Here is a 16,592-nt window from a genome sequence, read left to right on the forward strand (position 1 = left end):
TATTTCATGCATCGATCGTTATCACTACGTGCCGTTGTCTGTTTAAGTACGCTCTTGCCGGCGAGTCTGTTGTACGCAGCGCCAGACGCGGATATCGAAACCCTCAAACAAGAACTGCTGGAGCTCAAGCAGCGCTACGAAGTACAACAAAAGGCCCTGGCGGTCCTCGAGCAACGGGTACGCCAGGTAGAAGACCAGCCCGCGACGCCAGCCCCCAAACGCCTGGCCAAGTCGCCGGCAGACTTCAAGCAGAGCGGCAGCACCGTGGCGGCCAGCGGCGCCAAGGACAGCAAGGGCGCTGCAGCCGGCGGCAGTTCCTATGGGCAATCGCTCAAGGATGATTCAGAGCCAGCACAAAGCGTGAGCAACTTGTATAACGAAGCCAGCGGTTTCTTCGGCAACGGCAAGTTCAGTTTTGAAACCGGCATCACCTACGCCCGCTACGACGCCCGACAGTTGACCCTCAACGGCTTCCTGGCGCTGGATTCGATCTTCCTCGGCAATATCAACCTGGACCGCATCAAGGCGGATAACTGGACCCTGGACTTGACCGGGCGCTACAACCTCGACAACCGCTGGCAGTTCGACGTCAACGTGCCAGTGGTGTACCGCGAGTCGACCTACCAGTCCGGGGGCGCCAGTGGCGGTGACCCGCAGGCCACTTCCGAAGAGAGCGTGAGCCGGGATCCGACCATCGGCGACGTCAACTTCGGGATTGCCTACAAGTTCCTCGACGAATCGCCGACGATGCCCGATGCCGTGGTGTCGGTCCGCGTCAAAGCCCCCACCGGCAAGGAGCCTTTCGGGATCAAGCTGGTGCGCTCGACGGCCAACGACAACCTGTACGTGCCGGAGAACCTGCCCACCGGCAACGGCGTATGGTCGATCACCCCGGGGCTCTCCCTGGTCAAGACCTTCGACCCGGCCGTGCTGTTCGGTTCGATTTCCTACACCCACAATTTCGAGGGCTCGTTTGACGACATTAGCAGTGACGTCAACCAGAACATCGGTGGCAAAGTGCGCCTGGGCGACAGCTTCCAGTTGGGCGTGGGGGTGGCGTTTGCCCTCAACGAGCGCATGAGTATGTCGTTCTCGGTGTCGGACCTGATCCAGCGCAAGAGCAAGCTCAAGCCTGATGGCGGTGATTGGCAGTCGATTGTGTCCAGTGACGCCAATGCCGGGTATTTCAACGTCGGCATGACCATTGCCGCCAGCGAAAACCTGACCATTGTGCCCAACCTGGCTATCGGCATGACCGATGACGCACCAGACTTCACCTTCAGCCTGAAATTCCCGTACTACTTCTAAACGCTCCTACAGGGAGTGGTGAGTTTGAGAAAAGGAAAAGCCCCGCCGCGATAAGGGTCGCGACGGGGCTTTTTTTACCCGCCCTAGCGGATCTGGTGTTTGTGCAGCAACCGGTAGAAAGTCGGCCGGGAAACCCCCAGCACCCGTGCGGCAACGCTCAGGTTGTCGCTATGGCGGTTCAGCACATCGCACAACGCCTGGCGTTCGGCGCGGTGCTTGTAGTCTTCCAGTGTCGCCATGGGCAGCACGATTGCCTGCTGGCTTTGCAAACCCAGGTCGGCCGCTTCGATTTGCCGCCCTTCGGCCAGCACCAGGCCACGCCGCACCCGGTTCGCCAGCTCGCGTACATTGCCCGGCCAACCATGCTTGCCCATGGCGACCAACGCGTCCTCGCTGAAACTGCGCGGCCGGCGCCCGGTCTCCTGGCTGTAGAACCTGGAAAAATGATTGGCCAGCATCCCCACATCGCCATGCCGCTCGCGCAACGGTGCGGTGACCACTTGCAGGACATTGAGCCGGTAGTACAAATCTTCACGGAAGGTGCCCTTCTCGATAGCCGCTTCCAGGTCGACGTGAGTCGCCGCCAGCACCCTGACATCCACCGGGATCGGCTGGCTGCCACCCACCCGCTCGATATGCTTTTCCTGGAGAAAGCGCAACAGGTTGGCTTGCAACTCCATCGGCAGGTCACCGATCTCATCGAGGAACAGCGTGCCGCCATTGGCCGCTTCGATGCGGCCGATCTTGCGTTGATGGGCGCCGGTGAATGCGCCCTTTTCATGGCCAAACAGCTCGGACTGGATCAAATGCTCGGGGATCGCCCCGCAATTGATCGCCACAAAGGGCTTGGCGTGGCGCTGGGATTGGCGGTGCAGGGTCTTGGCCACCAGTTCCTTGCCGGTGCCGCTGTCGCCACGGATCAAAATCGGCGACTCGGTGGGCGCCAGTTTCGCCAGCAGCTTGCGCAACTCGCGAATCGGCCGGCTATCACCCAACAGATCATGCTCCGGCTCGTCCACATGGGTCACGCCTTTGCCCCTTAGCCTCGCCATGCCAAAGGCGCGGCCCAGGGTGACCTGGACGCGCGACACATCGAACGGCAAGGTATGGAAGTCAAAAAACCATTCGCACACAAAGTCGCCAACATTTTGCAGGCGCAGCATCTCGGGGCTGAGCACGGCAATCCATTCGGTGCCGCTGCGACTGATCAGTTCCTTGACCGCTTCGGGCCGCTGCAAGTGAAAAGGCTGCAGGCGCAACAGCCCTACATCACAGGTTCGCTCGCCCAGCGCCTCCAGGGCACAGCTGTCGACATCCCAGCCAGCCGCCCGCAAACCAGGCAATAACTGGTGGCAGTCGTCACAGGGATCGACCACAAGCAAGCGACGCAGGGCTGGTGTAACGACCATGACTATTCCTTGGCGTCAAAATCATTAAAGTTATTTAGAAACAACAGTTTGGGCGAGCTGCTCATAACCCTAGCAAGATCTTGACACTACCCTTGTATCGTTTCGCGATAAAACCCTCACCGATACAGCGTTTAGCGATCAAGCCCCGCGACGAACACTACTGCAATCTTTCATTCACCTTTCAAAATCACGCCTTACATGACGTTAATCACGAAAAGTTGAATTTTCTTGCTCTAACATGTGACCCGTACCCTGTCATCGTGCATCAGTACAGGTACTAGCCGAACGGTAAGCCCAACCGACGGCACATCTTTTGATTGGGCACTTAGAGAGAAGACCCCATGAACGCCCCGCTCCGTTTCAACGAAGCACTGCTGATCGCCGGCCATGCCTTTGAACCCTTTCAATGCGTAGCCTGGGCACTACAAGACGGTACTGGCGCACTTAGCCTGGCCGTGATCGACCGCACCGAAACCCGCATCGGGCGCACACTGATTTCCAGCAGCACCTACTCCGATCCAGAGCAACTGGAAGCCCTGCTGCTGCAAGCCCGCGCCGAATTGAATGGCGAAGGTTATCAACTTCAATCCTGGGCAATGCCCAAGTAAGTTAACGCAGCTACTGCGACATACCGTCGCTTCTTATATCGGCTGCAACTTGTTAAGACTATTAAACCCGTGGCGAGTGAGTTCAACCCTCGCCACGGGTTTTGTGTGCCTGAAACTTTCGTATCGCCCTTCTTTATATAGCAGCCATGCCATGATCACTTGATCTTCCAGTGAGCCTCGGGCACCTTGCGCACTTCTCGCCCCCAGGAGCACCCCATGTCCGGATCAATGGCCCAGGCCTTCGCCCATAACTTCCTTGGGCACTCGCCTCGTTGGTACAAGGCCTGCATTCTCGCGTTCCTGATCCTCAACCCCTTGGTGCTCTGGGTATTCGGCCCGGTGACCGCCGGCTGGCTCCTAGTGGCCCAGTTCATTTTCACCCTGGCCATGGCGCTGCACTGCTACCCGTTGATGCCCGGCGGGCTGTTGATGGTCGAGGCGCTGTTGCTGCGCATGACCACGCCCCAGGCGCTGTACGACGAGTTGCTGCATAACTTCCCGGTGATCCTGCTGCTGATGTTCATGGTGGCCGGTATTTACTTTATGAAGGACCTGCTGCTGTTCCTGTTTTCGCGCCTGCTGCTGGGCGTACGCTCCAAGGCGCTGCTGGGGCTGATGTTCTGCTTTTTGTCGGCCTTCCTGTCCGCCTTTCTCGATGCCTTGACGGTGACTGCGGTGATTATCAGTGCCGCGGTGGGCTTCTATTCGGTGTATCACCGCGTGGCATCGGGCAATGATCCGCGCCAGGACAGCCAGTACAGCGACGATCGCCATCTGCCCAGCTTGCACCACGCCGACCTTGAGCAATTTCGCGCCTTCCTGCGCAGCCTGTTGATGCACGGCGCCGTCGGTACCGCCCTCGGCGGTGTGTGTACCTTGGTGGGCGAGCCACAGAACCTGTTGATCGGCCATGAGATGGGCTGGAATTTCAGCCAGTTCTTCCAGCGCATTGCCCCGGTATCGCTGCCGGTGCTGGTAGCGGGCCTGGTCACCTGCGTGCTGCTGGAAAAGCTGCGCTGGTTTGGCTATGGCACGCTACTGCCGGACAACGTGCGCCAGGTGCTGGCCGATTACGCCCGTGAAGACAACGCCGAACGCACCCCACGCCAGCGGGCAGCGCTGATTGTCCAGGGCCTGGCTGCACTGATCCTGATCGCCGGCCTGGCCTTTCATGTCGCCGAGGTTGGCTTGATCGGCCTGCTGGTGATCGTGCTGATCACCGCCTTTACCGGGATTACCGAAGAACATCGCATCGGCAATGCCTTCAAGGACGCCCTGCCCTTTACCGCGTTGCTGGTGGTGTTTTTCGCGGTGGTCGCGGTGATTCATGATCAGCAGCTATTTACCCCATTGATCCAATGGGTACTGGCACTGCCCGCCGAACAACAGCCGGGCATGCTGTTTATTGCCAATGGCCTGTTATCCGCCATCAGCGACAACGTGTTCGTGGCGACGATCTATATCACCGAGGTCAAGCAGGCGTTTGTGTCCGGCCATATGAGCCGCGAGCATTTCGAGACCCTGGCCATTGCGATCAACACCGGGACCAACCTGCCCAGCGTGGCGACACCCAATGGCCAGGCGGCATTCCTGTTTTTGCTGACGTCGGCGATTGCGCCGCTGATCCGCCTGTCCTACGGGCGCATGGTGTGGATGGCGCTGCCGTACACCGTGGTGATGGGCGTGCTGGGCTGGTATGCGGTCAGTTACTGGCTGTGAAGGATAAACCGCTCAATTGCCTGGGCGGCGCCGTCCTCGATATTGCTGCCGGTGACCACATCGGCCTGACGCTTGACCGCCTCTTCGGCCTGGCCCATGGCAATCGATAACCCGGCCACCTGGAACATCGCCGGGTCATTGCCGCCATCGCCGATGGCCGCTGTGTGCTCCAGCGCCACGCCAAGATGAGCGGCCAGGGTTTTCAGGGCATCGCCCTTGTTGGCCTGCATCGCGGTGATATCGAGATACACCGGCTGCGAACGCGAGACCTGGGCCAGGCCTGCGACCTTGGGCTGCAACTGCGCCTCCAGTTCAATCAAAAACTGGGCATTGGCGCTGGCGGCGACGATCTTGTCGATCCGCCCCAGGACCGGCCCGAAACTCTCCACCACCACCGGCGCATAGCCCAAGCCATGCTGTTCCCGAGGCACCATGGGACCCGCAGGATCACGCAGCAGCCAGTCGCCATCGGCAAACACCCAGATTTCTACTTCGGGTTGATCGCCTAACAGCGCCAACGTGATCAACGCGGCTTCTTCTGGCAGATGGTGCGCGACCAGGATGCTGCCATCGGGGTTGACCAGGGTGCCGCCATTGAACCCGGCCGTGGGCACGTCGACGCCCAATGCTTCGATCTGCTGCAACATCGCCCTGGGCGGCCGCCCGGTGGCCAGGCTGAAAAACACCCCGGCCTCGCGCAGCGCGCGCACGGCGTCGATGGTGCGCTGGCTGAGGCTGTGATCGGGCAACAACAAGGTGCCGTCCATATCACTCAACAAAAAACGGATGGGTTGAATCGCGGCCTCACTCATCCGAGGCTATGCCAGGCGCGGCCATCGCGAGCCAGTAACTCATCTGCCGCCGCCGGGCCATCTTCGCCGGCCTTGTAGGCCTGGATCCCGTCGTCTTCCTGCCATGCATCGAGAAACGGCTGCACCGCACGCCAGCCGTTTTCGATGTTGTCCGCGCGCTGGAACAGCGTCTGGTCACCGGTCAGGCAGTCGTAGATCAGGGTTTCGTAGCCGGTGGACGGCTGCATCTCGAAGAAATCCTTGTAGGCAAAGCCCAGTTGGATGTTGGCCATGTCCAGGGTCGGCCCGGGCTTTTTCGCCAGCAGGTCGAACCACATGCCTTCATTGGGCTGGATCTGGATCTTCAAGTAGGTCGGCTTGAGTTCGTCGACGTCGGTGTCGCGAAACTGCGCATAGGGCGCCGGCTTGAAGCAGATGACGATTTCGGTGTCGCGCACGCTCATGCGCTTGCCGGTGCGCAGGTAGAACGGCACGCCGACCCAACGCCAGTTATCGATCATCACCTTGAGGGCCACGAAGGTCTCGGTGCTACTGTCCGGCGCCACATTGGCCTCTTGCCGATAGCCAGGCAGCGCCTTGCCGCCGATCTCGCCCGCCGTGTACTGGCCGCGTACCGAGTTGGCCCGTGCATCCTCCAGGGACCAGGGGCGCACCGCGCCAATCACCTTGGCCTTCTCGCCGCGTACCGCGTCGGCGCCAAAGGCGGCCGGTGGCTCCATGGCAATCATTGCCAACAGCTGAAACAGGTGGTTGGGCACCATATCGCGCAGGGTGCCCGTGTTCTCGAAGAAACTGCCCCGGGTTTCCACGCCGACCGTTTCGGCAGCGGTGATCTGCACGTGGTCAATGTAGTGGTTGTTCCAGAACGCTTCGAACAGCACGTTGGAAAAACGGCTGATCAGGATGTTCTGTACCGTTTCCTTGCCCAGGTAATGGTCAATGCGATAGATCTGCTTTTCGCTCATGACCTTGAGCAGGCAGGCGTTCAGCGCCTCGGCGGTGGCCAGGTCGGAGCCGAACGGCTTTTCGATCACCACGCGGCGGAAAGCCTCGGGGCTTTCCTCCAGCAGGTTGGCCCGGCCCAGGCGCTGCACCACTTCACTGAAGAAGCGCGGCGCGGTGGCCAGGTAGAACACCGCGTTGCCAGTGCCGCTGCCGGCGATTTTGCTGGCGATGTCGGCATAGGTGCCGTCGTCCAGGAAATCGCCCTGCACGTAGCTGATGCCCTTGGCCAACTGGGCCCACAATTGTGGGTCCAGTGCATGTTCGGCATTGCCCTTGACCTTGCTCGCGGCTTCGGTGCGGATGAAGTCTTCGAGTTTCTTGGCGAAGTCGGCATCGCTGATAGCGTTGTGATCCACCCCGACAATCCGCAGGCCCTCGCCCAGCAGGCCATCGCGACTGAGGTTGTACAGCGCCGGCATCAGCAGGCGCTTGACCAGGTCGCCATGGGCGCCGAACAGGAACAAGGTAGTGGGTGGAGCGGGTTCGGCCTTGGGTTTCTTGCCGTTGGCCGTCATTTTTTGGAAGTCTCCACATGGCCGCCGAAGCCAAAGCGCATGGCCGACAGCAGCTTGTCACCGTAGGTGCTTTGCTGGCGCGAACGGAACCGGGCGAACAACGAGTTGGACAGCACCGGTACCGGTACCGATTGCTCCATGGCCGCTTCGATGGTCCAGCGCCCTTCGCCGCTGTCGGCCACGGAACCGGAGTAACCGTCGAGCTTGGGGTCGGTCGCCAGGGCATCGGCCGTCAGGTCCAGCAACCAGGAGGATACGACGCTGCCACGGCGCCAGACTTCGGCGATATCGGCCACGTTCAGGTCAAAACGCTGTTCTGGCGGCAGGTTTTCCGAGTTCTTGGTCTTGAGAATGTCAAAACCTTCGGCAAACGCCTGCATCATTCCGTACTCGATGCCGTTGTGGATCATCTTCACGAAGTGCCCGGAACCGGCTAGGCCGGCGTGGATATAGCCACGCTCGGCACGGTCGTCGGTGGCGGTACGGTCCTTGGTGCGCGGGATGTCGCCCAGGCCCGGGGCCAGGGTGGCGAAGATCGGATCCAGGTGCTTGACGGTCTCGGCGTCGCCACCAATCATCATGCAGTAGCCACGCTCCAGGCCCCACACGCCACCGGAAGTGCCGACGTCGATGTAGTGCAGGCCCTTTTGCGCCAGGGCCTTGCCGCGACGCACGTCATCCTTGTAGAAGGTGTTGCCGCCGTCGATGATGACATCGCCGGGCTCCATCAATTGGCTCAGGTCGTTGATCGTGGTTTCAGTGGGTTCGCCCGCCGGCAACATGACCCAGACGGCCCGCGGCTTTTGCAGGCCGGCCACCAGGGCGGCCAGATCGGCAACGCCGGTCGCGCCCTCTTCACTCAAGCCTTTGACGAATGCTTCATTGCGGTCGTAGACCACGGTGGTATGCCCATTGAGCATCAAGCGGCGCGCAATATTCCCGCCCATGCGGCCTAGTCCAATAATCCCCAGTTGCATGTATTGATGCTCCCAACTACAAATAAAAAAATGTGTGACACAGTTTATAGCGCAATGACGAATTAGTCCGGCGCCAATCGCACTAGTTTCATCAGAAAAAGAGGCCATCGTTTCACCATCACCGCCTGAAAAGTCACAACGACCCTGAAAAATAAAAAAGTTCCATTGAGCTGAAAAAGAAATCAGAATCGCCCCCTGACTCCTGCCGAGGGCCTCGACTCAAGCGCTCTGGCACCGCGACACACCGGCTATTTGCGAGGTAAGCAATGCGCACTGCACAGATGACACGCCCGCCACAGACCCTCTACGTCACCGTCCGCCGCGACGAGTTGCGCCAGTTGAAAGACGAGCGTGAACAGTTGCAACAGGAAGTCATCCGTCTGCGCGCGCAGTTGCAGGCCCAGCTCGCGAATCAAGCCATCAGTTGCTGAGCCCTTGTAGGCGCTGGCCTGCCGGCGCCTTAAAGGATCGTTCCCTCAGATCCAACTCACGAAGTTTTCACCAGCCCTTCCCGATAATCCTCCGCCAGAACGCCGCCTCACGCATGGGCGGTGGTAATTATTGGGTTGGAGCGCTGCATGGCGATGTTCAAACGCAGCACGAAGTCTGCAAAAGGGTTTGATTGGGCAGGTTTTGGCTGGATGTTCCTGTTTTTCTGGTATTTCTCAGGCATTACCCAACTGCTGATCCAACTGACCGGCACCTCCGGTTTCAGTGGCTTCCGCCAGGCGTTCTTCATGAGCGCGCTGTGGTTGGCACCCATGCTGCTATTCCCACGTCGCGCCCGGCTGCTGGCCGGCTTGATCGGTGTTGTGTTGTGGGCCTGTTCCATGGCCAGCCTGGGCTATTTCTTTATTTACCAGCAGGAATTTTCCCAGAGCGTCATCTTCATCATGTTCGAGTCGAACATCTCTGAAGCCGGCGAGTACGCCACCCAGTATTTTGCCTGGTGGATCGTACTGGCCTTCATTGCGCACACCGCCCTGGCCATCTTCCTCTGGACCCGCATACGCCCGGTCTACCTGCCCCGGGGCCGGGCGATGGTCGCAGCCACCGCCATAGTGCTGGCGATCGTCGGTTATCCGCTGGCCAAGCAGATCGCTACCAACGACACCCTGGAGCGGGCCATCGATGGTTTCGAAACCCGTGTCGAACCTGCAGTGCCATGGCAGATGATCGTCGCCTATCGTCGCTACACCCAGCAGTTGAACAACATGCAGGGCATGCTCGACAACGTCAGCAAGATCCCGCCCCTGAGCAACTTCAAGGACAGCATGGCCGGTCAACCGTCGACGCTTGTGTTGGTGATCGGCGAGTCCACCAACCGCCAGCGCATGAGCCTCTACGGCTATCCCCGCAAGACCACGCCGGAGCTGGACAAGCTGCGTGACCAACTGGACGTGTTCGACAACGTCATCACCCCGCGCCCCTATACCATCGAGGCGCTGCAACAGGTGCTGACCTTTGCCGACGAAGAGCATCCAGACCTGTACCTCAAGACCCCATCCATCGTCAGCATGATGAAACAGGCCGGCTACAAGACTTTCTGGATCACCAACCAGCAGACCATGACCAAGCGCAACACCATGCTCACGACGTTCTCCGAGCAGGCCGACGAGCAGGTGTACCTCAACAACAACCGCAACCAGAACGCCCGCCAGTACGATGGCGACGTGCTGGAGCCGTTCTCCAAGGCCCTCGCCGACAAGGCCGAGCGCAAGCTGATCGTGGTTCACCTGCTGGGCACCCACATGAGCTACCAGTACCGCTACCCGCCAAGCTTCGACACTTTTACCGACCGCCAGGGCGTGCCGGACGGCGTGCGTGACGACCAGTTGCCGACCTACAACAGCTATGACAATGCGGTGCGCTACAACGACTTCGTGGTGTCGAGCCTGATCAAGGATTACGCCAAGACCGACCCCAATGGGTTCCTGCTGTACCTGTCCGACCACGGCGAGGATGTGTTCGACTCGGCAGGCCACGACACCCTGGGCCGCAACGAGGGCAAGCCGACGGCGCCGATGTACACCATCCCCTTCATGACCTGGGCCTCGCCGAAGTGGCGCGCCACCCACGACTGGAATATGCAGGGTGATGTGCAACGGCCGTACAGCAGTTCGCAGTTGATTCACACCTGGGCTGACCTGGCCGGCTTGAGCTTCGACGAACTGGACCGCAGCCGCAGCCTGGTCAGTGATAGCTTCAAGCCACGGCCGTTGCTGATTGGCGATCCCTACCAGCGTCCGCAGAAGGCCTTGATCGACTTCAGTCTGATCAAGCCCAAGGCCAATACCGGCACCCAGAATGTGGTGCTGAAGTAAACGACCCCGCCCCTCACGTTAACTCTGGAGGGGCGTGACGTTAACCCGCACTTAATAAGCGTCCTACAAACTATTCCCATAAATCTGATCAGGGACGGTGCAGATACCGGTCACTTTTAATGGGAATACATGCGATGAAACTTTCCATCTTGATGCTCACCGGCCTGTTGGGCCTGACCTCGGCTGCGGCCTTCGCTGAAGGCGGCGGGGAACGCGTGAAGGAGCACTTCAACAACTTCAGCTTCGTCCAGAAGCAAATCCACGGCGATGCCGAACAGACCGCGGCTGCCGATGCCAAGGGCACTGAATCCGGATCGGCCGAACAGGCGCGGGACGCCGAGCAACCCAAGAGCTAACCCCACCCCCGATCATTCCCACGCAGAGCGTGGGAATGATCCGTTAGAGGACCTTGCTCCAGAACAGCATGCGGCCATGGGCCGGGTCGAAGATTGAGTCGTCGAACCCAAACTTGCGGTACGACGCCTGTGCCACGGCATTACCTTCCAACACTTCCAGGGTGATCTTGCAGCAACCACGCTGGCGGGCGATTTCCTCGACCTTTTGCAACATTTTCTGGCTCAGGCCCAGCCCCCGGAATGCTTCCTTGACGACCACGTCATGCACGTTGACCAGCGGCCGGCAGGCAAAGGTCGAGAACCCCTCGAAACAGTTCACCAACCCGGCCGGCTCCCCGCCGACAAAGGCCAGCACGCTGAACGCATGGGGGCGCTTGGCCAGTTCCGCCGGCAACTGTTGCAGCAGGTCGGCGGACAAGGCGTGGCCGCCGCCCATGGGGTCTTGTGCATAGTGGTTGAGCAACAGGCCAAGGGCCTCGGCGTGCACGGGGTTGCTGTAGCTGGCTTGCAGTACCAGTATTTCTGCGGCTTCCATTTCCTTCCTCGATAACTGCCCGGCAGGGATGAGCTCCCCGCAAAAGCTCGATTGTAAGCGCGGTGTAGGCGTTAGATGAAGGAGATTAACTACAAGTTGGCGCGGGAAAAAGCCAACAAGTAAACGCCAGTGAGCATGGGCAAATAGCCATCACCGACCAAAACGTTGCAACTGCATCTCTTGCAAACGACTGAGGGTGCGGCGGAATGCAAATTCCAGGTAACCCTCGGTGTATAGCTCAGCCAAGGGCACCTTGGCTTCGATGTACAGCGCCACCTTGCGGTCGTAGCACTCATCGACCAGGGCGATAAACCGCCGCACGCTGTCGTCGTGCACCGACAGCGCCGGCAACTCACGGTCGCCCGCCTCCACGCGCTGGGCGCCATCCTCGGTACCACGGGCAATCCGTCCAGGGCGTGTCGAGGCGCTCAAGCCGGGGACTTCGCCCAGTAAAATGGCACGATAGCGATCACACAACAGCATGAAATCCATGGCTGCCAACGGTTGCTCGCACAGGTCAGCGTAGCGGCACCACAGGATGTTTTCGCTGGACCGCACCGTGGCAATCACACGCGAGCCCACGTTCACTGGTGCACTGCTTAAGGCCTGGCCTTTGCTCAAATCCTCAAAGACCCTGGCCAACGCCTCGGGTTGATCCACCCAATAGCGCTGCACGGCCGTGCCCGGATGCAAACGGTGATCTTCACTGCCATCAACCGCCACCACCTGCATATGCGCCTGGATCGCCTCGATAGCCGGCACGAAGCGCTCGCGGTTGAACCCATCGGCGTACAACTGCCCTGGCGGCTGGTTGGACGTGCAGACCATCACCACCCCTTCGTCGAACATTACCTGGAACAGGCGCCCGAGGATGATTGCGTCGCCAATGTCATTGACGAACAGTTCGTCGAAACACAGTACCCGCACCTCGCGACTCAACTCGCGGGCCAGCGCCTGCAACGGGTCCGGGGTGCCGGTCAATTGGAACAGGCGTTGATGGACCCAGCCCATGAAGTGATGAAAGTGCTGGCGTCGCGCAGGCACCCGCAGGCTCTGGTGGAACTGATCCATCAGCCAGGTCTTGCCCCGCCCCACCGGCCCCCACAGATAAACCCCGGTGACCGGTGCGTCGGCGGCTTGGTGCAACGCCGCATGGCAGGCCTGCAACGCCTCAACCGCTCGGCGTTGCGCGTCGTCAACCACAAAACCATCGGCCAGGGCCTGTTGGTAGGCAGCCAGCGGTGAGTCAGGCGTCATGCGAGGCTTTTACTGACCACCTCGAACACATCGCTGGACAGCTCGCCCGAACCGCGGATGCGCTCCAGTTCCGCCCTCATCAGCGCCTGGCGGGCGCTGTCGTATTTGCGCCAGCGGGTCAACGGCGCCAACTGCCGCGAGGCAATCTGCGGGTTGAAGGCATTCAGCTCGATGACCAGGTCCGCCAGGAAGCGATAGCCCGAGCCATCGGCCGCGTGGAAGTTGATCAGGTTCTGCCCGGCGAAGGCGCCGACCAGCGCGCGCACCTTGTTCGGGTTCTTGATATTGAACGCCGGGTGCTGCATCAGCGCCTTGACCCGCGCGAGCCCGCCCGGCAACACGCTGCCGGCCTGGACGCTGAACCATTGGTCCATGACCAGCGGGTTGTCCTTGAAGTTCTCGGCAAACACTTGCAGGGCCTTGGCCTTCTCGGCGTCGAACGGCGAGTTGACCAGCACCGCCAGTGCCGTCAGGCGTTCGGTCATGTTGTCACACGCGTCGAACTGCTCCAGGGTTGCGGCCAGCACTTCTGGCTTGCCGCTGAGCATCAAGTACGACAGCGCGATGTTCTGCAGGGCGCGGCGCGCGAAGTGCTCTGCCGAGGCCACGTAAGGCGTGTTGCGCGACAGGTCGCGGTTGGCCTCGTAGCGCAGCCACAAGCCTTCGAACAGCTGGTCGGCCAACTGCTGGCGCGCAAACTCGCGGGCGGCGTGGATCGCGTCGACGTCAGCCACTTCGCTGATTTCGGTCAGGTAGGCCTCGCCCGGCAACGACAACATTTCCGCGACCATGGCCTGGTCCAGGCTTTCATCGCTCAACACGCTACGCAGTGCGTTGACCAACCGTTGATCGAGCACCAGGGCCCGGCCCTGCTGGTGTTGGCCGATCAGGTCCTGCAACACCTGCACCGCCAGTTGCTGGCCCGCCTCCCAGCGATTGAAACCGTCACTGTCGTGCTGCATCAGGAACATCAACTGGTCACGGCTGTAGGGGAAGCTCAGCTTCACCGGCGCCGAGAAGCCGCGCAACAGTGACGGCAACGGCTGTTCGGCGATATCGACGAAGGTGAACGTCTGCTCGGCTTCAGTCACCGACAATACCCGCGAGGTGCCCTGCGCAGCGGCTTCACCGGCCAGACGCAACGGTAGGTCGACGCCCTTGGCATCCAGCAGGCCCAGGGCCACGGGAATCACGAACGGCAGTTTTTCCACGTTGTCCGGGGTTTGCGGGCAGCTTTGGCGCAAGGTCAGGCTGTAGGTTTTGGCGCCAGCGTCGTAGGACTCGCTCACCACCAGGCGTGGGGTGCCGGCCTGGCTGTACCAGCGCTTGAACTGGGTCAGGTCGGCGCCGTTGGCATCTTCCATGGCCTTGATGAAGTCGTCGCAGGTCACGGCCTGGCCGTCGTGGCGCTCAAAGTACAGGTCGCTGCCTTTGCGGAAACCCTCGGCACCGAGCAAGGTGTGGATCATGCCGACTACTTCCGAACCCTTTTCGTACACGGTCAGGGTGTAGAAGTTGGAAATCTCGATAAAGCTGTCCGGGCGCACGGCGTGGGCCATCGGCCCTGCATCTTCAGCGAATTGGTGAGTGCGCAGGTAGGCCACATCCTGGATACGCTTGACGGTGGCCGAGTTCATATCCGCAGAGAAGTGCGAATCGCGGAACACCGTGAAACCTTCCTTGAGCGACAGCTGGAACCAGTCGCGGCAGGTCACGCGGTTGCCCGACCAGTTGTGGAAGTATTCGTGGGCGACGATGGCTTCTACCCGCTGGTGCGCGGCGTCGGTCGCGGTTTCGGCGCGGGCCAGCACGGCGCTGGAGTTGAAGATGTTCAGGCCCTTGTTTTCCATGGCGCCCATGTTGAAATCGTTGACCGCGACGATCATGAAGATATCCAGGTCGTATTCGCGACCGTAGACCTCTTCATCCCAGCGCATGGACTTCTTCAGGCTGTTCATGGCGTGCTGGCACTTGTCGATGTTTTCCGGCTCGACATAGATGCGCAGTGCGACGGTGCGCTGGCTCATGGTGGTGAAGGTGTCTTCGACGCACCACAGGTCGCCGGCCACCAGGGCGAACAGGTAGGCCGGTTTCTTGAACGGGTCTTCCCAGGTCGCCCAGTGCCGGCCGTCTTCGCCGGGGCCGCTGGCAATCGGGTTGCCATTGGACAGCAACACCGGATAGCTGTGTTGCTCGGCGATCACGGTGGTGGTGAACGTGCTCATCACGTCCGGGCGGTCCAGGTAGTAGGTGATCTTGCGAAAACCTTCGGCCTCGCACTGGGTGCAGAACATGCCGCCGGACTTGTACAAGCCTTCCAGGGCGGTGTTGGTTTGCGGGTGGATGCGCACGCTGGTGTCGACCGTGAAGCGCTCGCTGGTCGGTTGCAACGTCAGATGGCTGTCGCTCAACTGGTAGTCGGCGGCGCTCAGTTCCTGGTCACCCAGGGCCACGCTCAGCAGTTCCAACTGCTGGCCATCGAGTACCAGCGGCGGCAGGCCGGTGCCGCGCTCGGGATTGCGGCGCATCACCAGCTGCGCGTGGACCAGGCTATGGTCCTCGAACAACTCGAAGGTCAGGTGGGTCTCGTCGATCAGGTACTCGGGCGCCTGATAGTCCTTCAGGTAAATCATCTTCGGTTGTTCGGTGCGCATGCGTGAAATCCTTCTACTGATGCACGGCGAGCTGGTAAGCCGTGTATTTACGAATATTGATAACGCCGGTATCGAAGATCAGGTATTGGCCCTTGATCCCCAACAGCGTGCCTTCGGCAATCGGGTTCTTATCCAGGTTGAAGCTGACGATCTTGGTTGGATATTGCTCCACCGGGTAGCGGATTTCGAGGGGCTCGATATCGGTTACCGGTTGGATGGCCTGCAGGCCGAAGCGTTCCTGCAATTGCAGCAGGCCGTCGGCGCAGGAGACGAACAGCTCGTCGCGTACCTGCGCAAGGTCTACCGCTGCCGCGTCACCCTTGAGCAAGGCGCGCCAGTTGGTCTTGTCGGCGACCTGGCTGCGCAGCACATCTTCGACAAAGCCCGATTGCTGGCGCGTGGCCACGCGCATGATCGGCAATGCCTGGCTCGCGCCCTGGTCCAGCCAACGCGTGGGCAGTTGGGTGGCGCGGGTAATGCCGACCTTGATCCCCGACGAGTTCGCCAGGTACACCACATGGTCGGTCATGCAGAATTTTTCGCCCCAGGCCGGATCGCGGCAGGTGCCGGCATCGAAATGGCAGCGCTCGGGGCTCATGATGCACAGGTCGCACTGGGCCAGCTTGGTCATGCACGGGTAGCAATAGCCCTGGCTGAAGCTGGTCTTGGTCTTGCGCCCGCAGTGGGTGCAGTGGATCGCACCGAGGTATTCCAGGCGCACATGAGTGCCAATCAACGGATTGACCGGCACCTCGGTGTCGCCCAGACGAAAAGCGTATTGAACGGTCGGCGAACCCAGTTGCGCCGACATCTTGCTGACTGCACCACGGCCAATCTCAATCAATGGATGGCATCCGACTTGAACAGTATGTTTTCCACCGGGGTCGACTTCGATTGGCATTCCTGCGGGCCCATGTAGCCGGTGCGCTGGTCTTCCGGCAGGTTTTGCAGCTCCCAGGCGATCATCGCCTGCAACGACAGCTCACGCTGTTCGGCGGTGAGCTTGCGGCCATCGGACCATTTGCCGATTTCCACGGCGAGCTTGAGGCTCTGGTAGATATCCGGGGTGATGTTTTCGATCATTTCAGCAAAAGAGGACATAAGACTCTTCCT

At 60.5% G+C, this 16,592-nt stretch carries 15 protein-coding genes; 6 read left to right on the forward strand and 9 right to left on the reverse strand.

All coding sequences use genetic code 11. The features are described from left to right. Positions 1-6 precede the first annotated feature (6 nt). A complete protein-coding gene (gene fapF / locus AC19YY_RS12630) occupies positions 7-1,308 on the forward strand; it encodes a fibril amyloid transporter FapF (RefSeq protein WP_169951912.1) in 1,302 nt (433 codons plus the stop codon). Positions 1,309-1,391: 83 nt separating this feature from the next. Here fapF and AC19YY_RS12635 read toward each other — a convergent pair whose 3' ends face one another. Then, positions 1,392-2,717 carry a sigma-54 dependent transcriptional regulator gene (locus AC19YY_RS12635; RefSeq protein WP_500604277.1) on the reverse strand — a complete coding sequence of 442 codons (1,326 nt, stop codon included), beginning with the start codon at positions 2,715-2,717 and terminating at the stop codon, positions 1,392-1,394. 341 nt (positions 2,718-3,058) lie between these two features. Between AC19YY_RS12635 and AC19YY_RS12640 the strand changes: the two genes are divergently transcribed. Together AC19YY_RS12640 and nhaB are read left to right on the forward strand one after the other, a co-directional pair. Continuing rightward, positions 3,059-3,325, forward strand: coding sequence for a hypothetical protein (locus AC19YY_RS12640; RefSeq protein ID WP_169951918.1), 267 nt, complete (start codon positions 3,059-3,061; stop codon positions 3,323-3,325). A gap of 216 nt (positions 3,326-3,541) precedes the next feature. Beyond that, positions 3,542-5,044, forward strand: coding sequence for a sodium/proton antiporter NhaB (gene nhaB / locus AC19YY_RS12645; RefSeq protein WP_169951931.1), 1,503 nt, complete (start codon positions 3,542-3,544; stop codon positions 5,042-5,044). Here the strand turns inward: nhaB and AC19YY_RS12650 are convergent. From AC19YY_RS12650 to gnd, 3 genes are read right to left on the reverse strand one after another with little or no spacing between them, the layout of a single operon-like run. Then, the gene (locus AC19YY_RS12650; RefSeq protein WP_500604278.1) at positions 5,032-5,856 is read right to left on the reverse strand and encodes an HAD family hydrolase; all 825 of its coding nucleotides are present in this window, start codon (positions 5,854-5,856) and stop codon (positions 5,032-5,034) included. The two genes, nhaB and AC19YY_RS12650, sit on opposite strands and share 13 nt — an antisense overlap. Beyond that, complete coding sequence (zwf, locus tag AC19YY_RS12655) at positions 5,853-7,376, reverse strand: glucose-6-phosphate dehydrogenase (RefSeq protein WP_500604279.1); 1,524 nt, start codon at positions 7,374-7,376, stop codon at positions 5,853-5,855. The genes AC19YY_RS12650 and zwf overlap by 4 nt, the downstream gene beginning before the upstream one ends. Then, positions 7,373-8,353 carry a phosphogluconate dehydrogenase (NAD(+)-dependent, decarboxylating) gene (gene gnd, locus AC19YY_RS12660; RefSeq protein WP_500604280.1) on the reverse strand — a complete coding sequence of 327 codons (981 nt, stop codon included), beginning with the start codon at positions 8,351-8,353 and terminating at the stop codon, positions 7,373-7,375. The genes zwf and gnd overlap by 4 nt, the downstream gene beginning before the upstream one ends. A gap of 281 nt (positions 8,354-8,634) precedes the next feature. Between gnd and AC19YY_RS12665 the strand changes: the two genes are divergently transcribed. The 3 genes from AC19YY_RS12665 (at position 8,635) to AC19YY_RS12675 (ending at position 11,033) form a co-directional block, all read left to right on the forward strand. Then, entirely contained in the window at positions 8,635-8,784 is a 150-nt protein-coding gene (locus tag AC19YY_RS12665; protein ID WP_222931746.1) for a DUF6026 family protein, read from the forward strand. Positions 8,785-8,931: 147 nt separating this feature from the next. Further along, positions 8,932-10,677: a phosphoethanolamine transferase CptA gene (locus AC19YY_RS12670; protein WP_169951940.1), complete on the forward strand. Its 1,746-nt coding sequence runs from the start codon at positions 8,932-8,934 to the stop codon at positions 10,675-10,677. 134 nt (positions 10,678-10,811) lie between these two features. After that, positions 10,812-11,033, forward strand: coding sequence for a hypothetical protein (locus AC19YY_RS12675; protein WP_169951942.1), 222 nt, complete (start codon positions 10,812-10,814; stop codon positions 11,031-11,033). A 43-nt stretch (positions 11,034-11,076) separates the two neighbouring features. Here the strand turns inward: AC19YY_RS12675 and AC19YY_RS12680 are convergent, their stop codons facing one another. From AC19YY_RS12680 to AC19YY_RS12700, 5 genes are all read right to left on the reverse strand, one after another. Continuing rightward, positions 11,077-11,568: a GNAT family N-acetyltransferase gene (locus tag AC19YY_RS12680; protein WP_169951944.1), complete on the reverse strand. Its 492-nt coding sequence runs from the start codon at positions 11,566-11,568 to the stop codon at positions 11,077-11,079. A gap of 150 nt (positions 11,569-11,718) precedes the next feature. Next, on the reverse strand, positions 11,719-12,825 hold the full coding sequence (gene zapE, locus AC19YY_RS12685) for a cell division protein ZapE (protein ID WP_500604281.1): 1,107 nt from the start codon (positions 12,823-12,825) through the stop codon (positions 11,719-11,721). After that, positions 12,822-15,479: an aminopeptidase N gene (gene pepN / locus AC19YY_RS12690; protein WP_500604282.1), complete on the reverse strand. Its 2,658-nt coding sequence runs from the start codon at positions 15,477-15,479 to the stop codon at positions 12,822-12,824. Before pepN ends, zapE begins: the two co-directional genes overlap by 4 nt. Before the next feature lie 13 nt (positions 15,480-15,492). Beyond that, positions 15,493-16,323 carry a DUF2797 domain-containing protein gene (locus AC19YY_RS12695; protein ID WP_178123663.1) on the reverse strand — a complete coding sequence of 277 codons (831 nt, stop codon included), beginning with the start codon at positions 16,321-16,323 and terminating at the stop codon, positions 15,493-15,495. After that, complete coding sequence (locus tag AC19YY_RS12700) at positions 16,320-16,580, reverse strand: YeaC family protein (RefSeq protein ID WP_029291449.1); 261 nt, start codon at positions 16,578-16,580, stop codon at positions 16,320-16,322. The genes AC19YY_RS12695 and AC19YY_RS12700 overlap by 4 nt, the downstream gene beginning before the upstream one ends. Positions 16,581-16,592 lie beyond the last annotated feature (12 nt).

It is taken from the genome of Pseudomonas sp. MF09156, assembly GCF_059862305.1.

Coding starts and splice junctions, on each gene's coding strand:
- fapF (WP_169951912.1), top strand. CDS start 7: ATGCATCGATCGTTATCACTACGTGCCGTTGTCTGTTTAAGTACGCTC.
- AC19YY_RS12635 (WP_500604277.1), bottom strand. CDS start 2,717: ATGGTCGTTACACCAGCCCTGCGTCGCTTGCTTGTGGTCGATCCCTGT.
- AC19YY_RS12640 (WP_169951918.1), top strand. CDS start 3,059: ATGAACGCCCCGCTCCGTTTCAACGAAGCACTGCTGATCGCCGGCCAT.
- nhaB (WP_169951931.1), top strand. CDS start 3,542: ATGTCCGGATCAATGGCCCAGGCCTTCGCCCATAACTTCCTTGGGCAC.
- AC19YY_RS12650 (WP_500604278.1), bottom strand. CDS start 5,856: ATGAGTGAGGCCGCGATTCAACCCATCCGTTTTTTGTTGAGTGATATG.
- zwf (WP_500604279.1), bottom strand. CDS start 7,376: ATGACGGCCAACGGCAAGAAACCCAAGGCCGAACCCGCTCCACCCACT.
- gnd (WP_500604280.1), bottom strand. CDS start 8,353: ATGCAACTGGGGATTATTGGACTAGGCCGCATGGGCGGGAATATTGCG.
- AC19YY_RS12665 (WP_222931746.1), top strand. CDS start 8,635: ATGACACGCCCGCCACAGACCCTCTACGTCACCGTCCGCCGCGACGAG.
- AC19YY_RS12670 (WP_169951940.1), top strand. CDS start 8,932: ATGGCGATGTTCAAACGCAGCACGAAGTCTGCAAAAGGGTTTGATTGG.
- AC19YY_RS12675 (WP_169951942.1), top strand. CDS start 10,812: ATGAAACTTTCCATCTTGATGCTCACCGGCCTGTTGGGCCTGACCTCG.
- AC19YY_RS12680 (WP_169951944.1), bottom strand. CDS start 11,568: ATGGAAGCCGCAGAAATACTGGTACTGCAAGCCAGCTACAGCAACCCC.
- zapE (WP_500604281.1), bottom strand. CDS start 12,825: ATGACGCCTGACTCACCGCTGGCTGCCTACCAACAGGCCCTGGCCGAT.
- pepN (WP_500604282.1), bottom strand. CDS start 15,479: ATGCGCACCGAACAACCGAAGATGATTTACCTGAAGGACTATCAGGCG.
- AC19YY_RS12700 (WP_029291449.1), bottom strand. CDS start 16,580: ATGTCCTCTTTTGCTGAAATGATCGAAAACATCACCCCGGATATCTAC.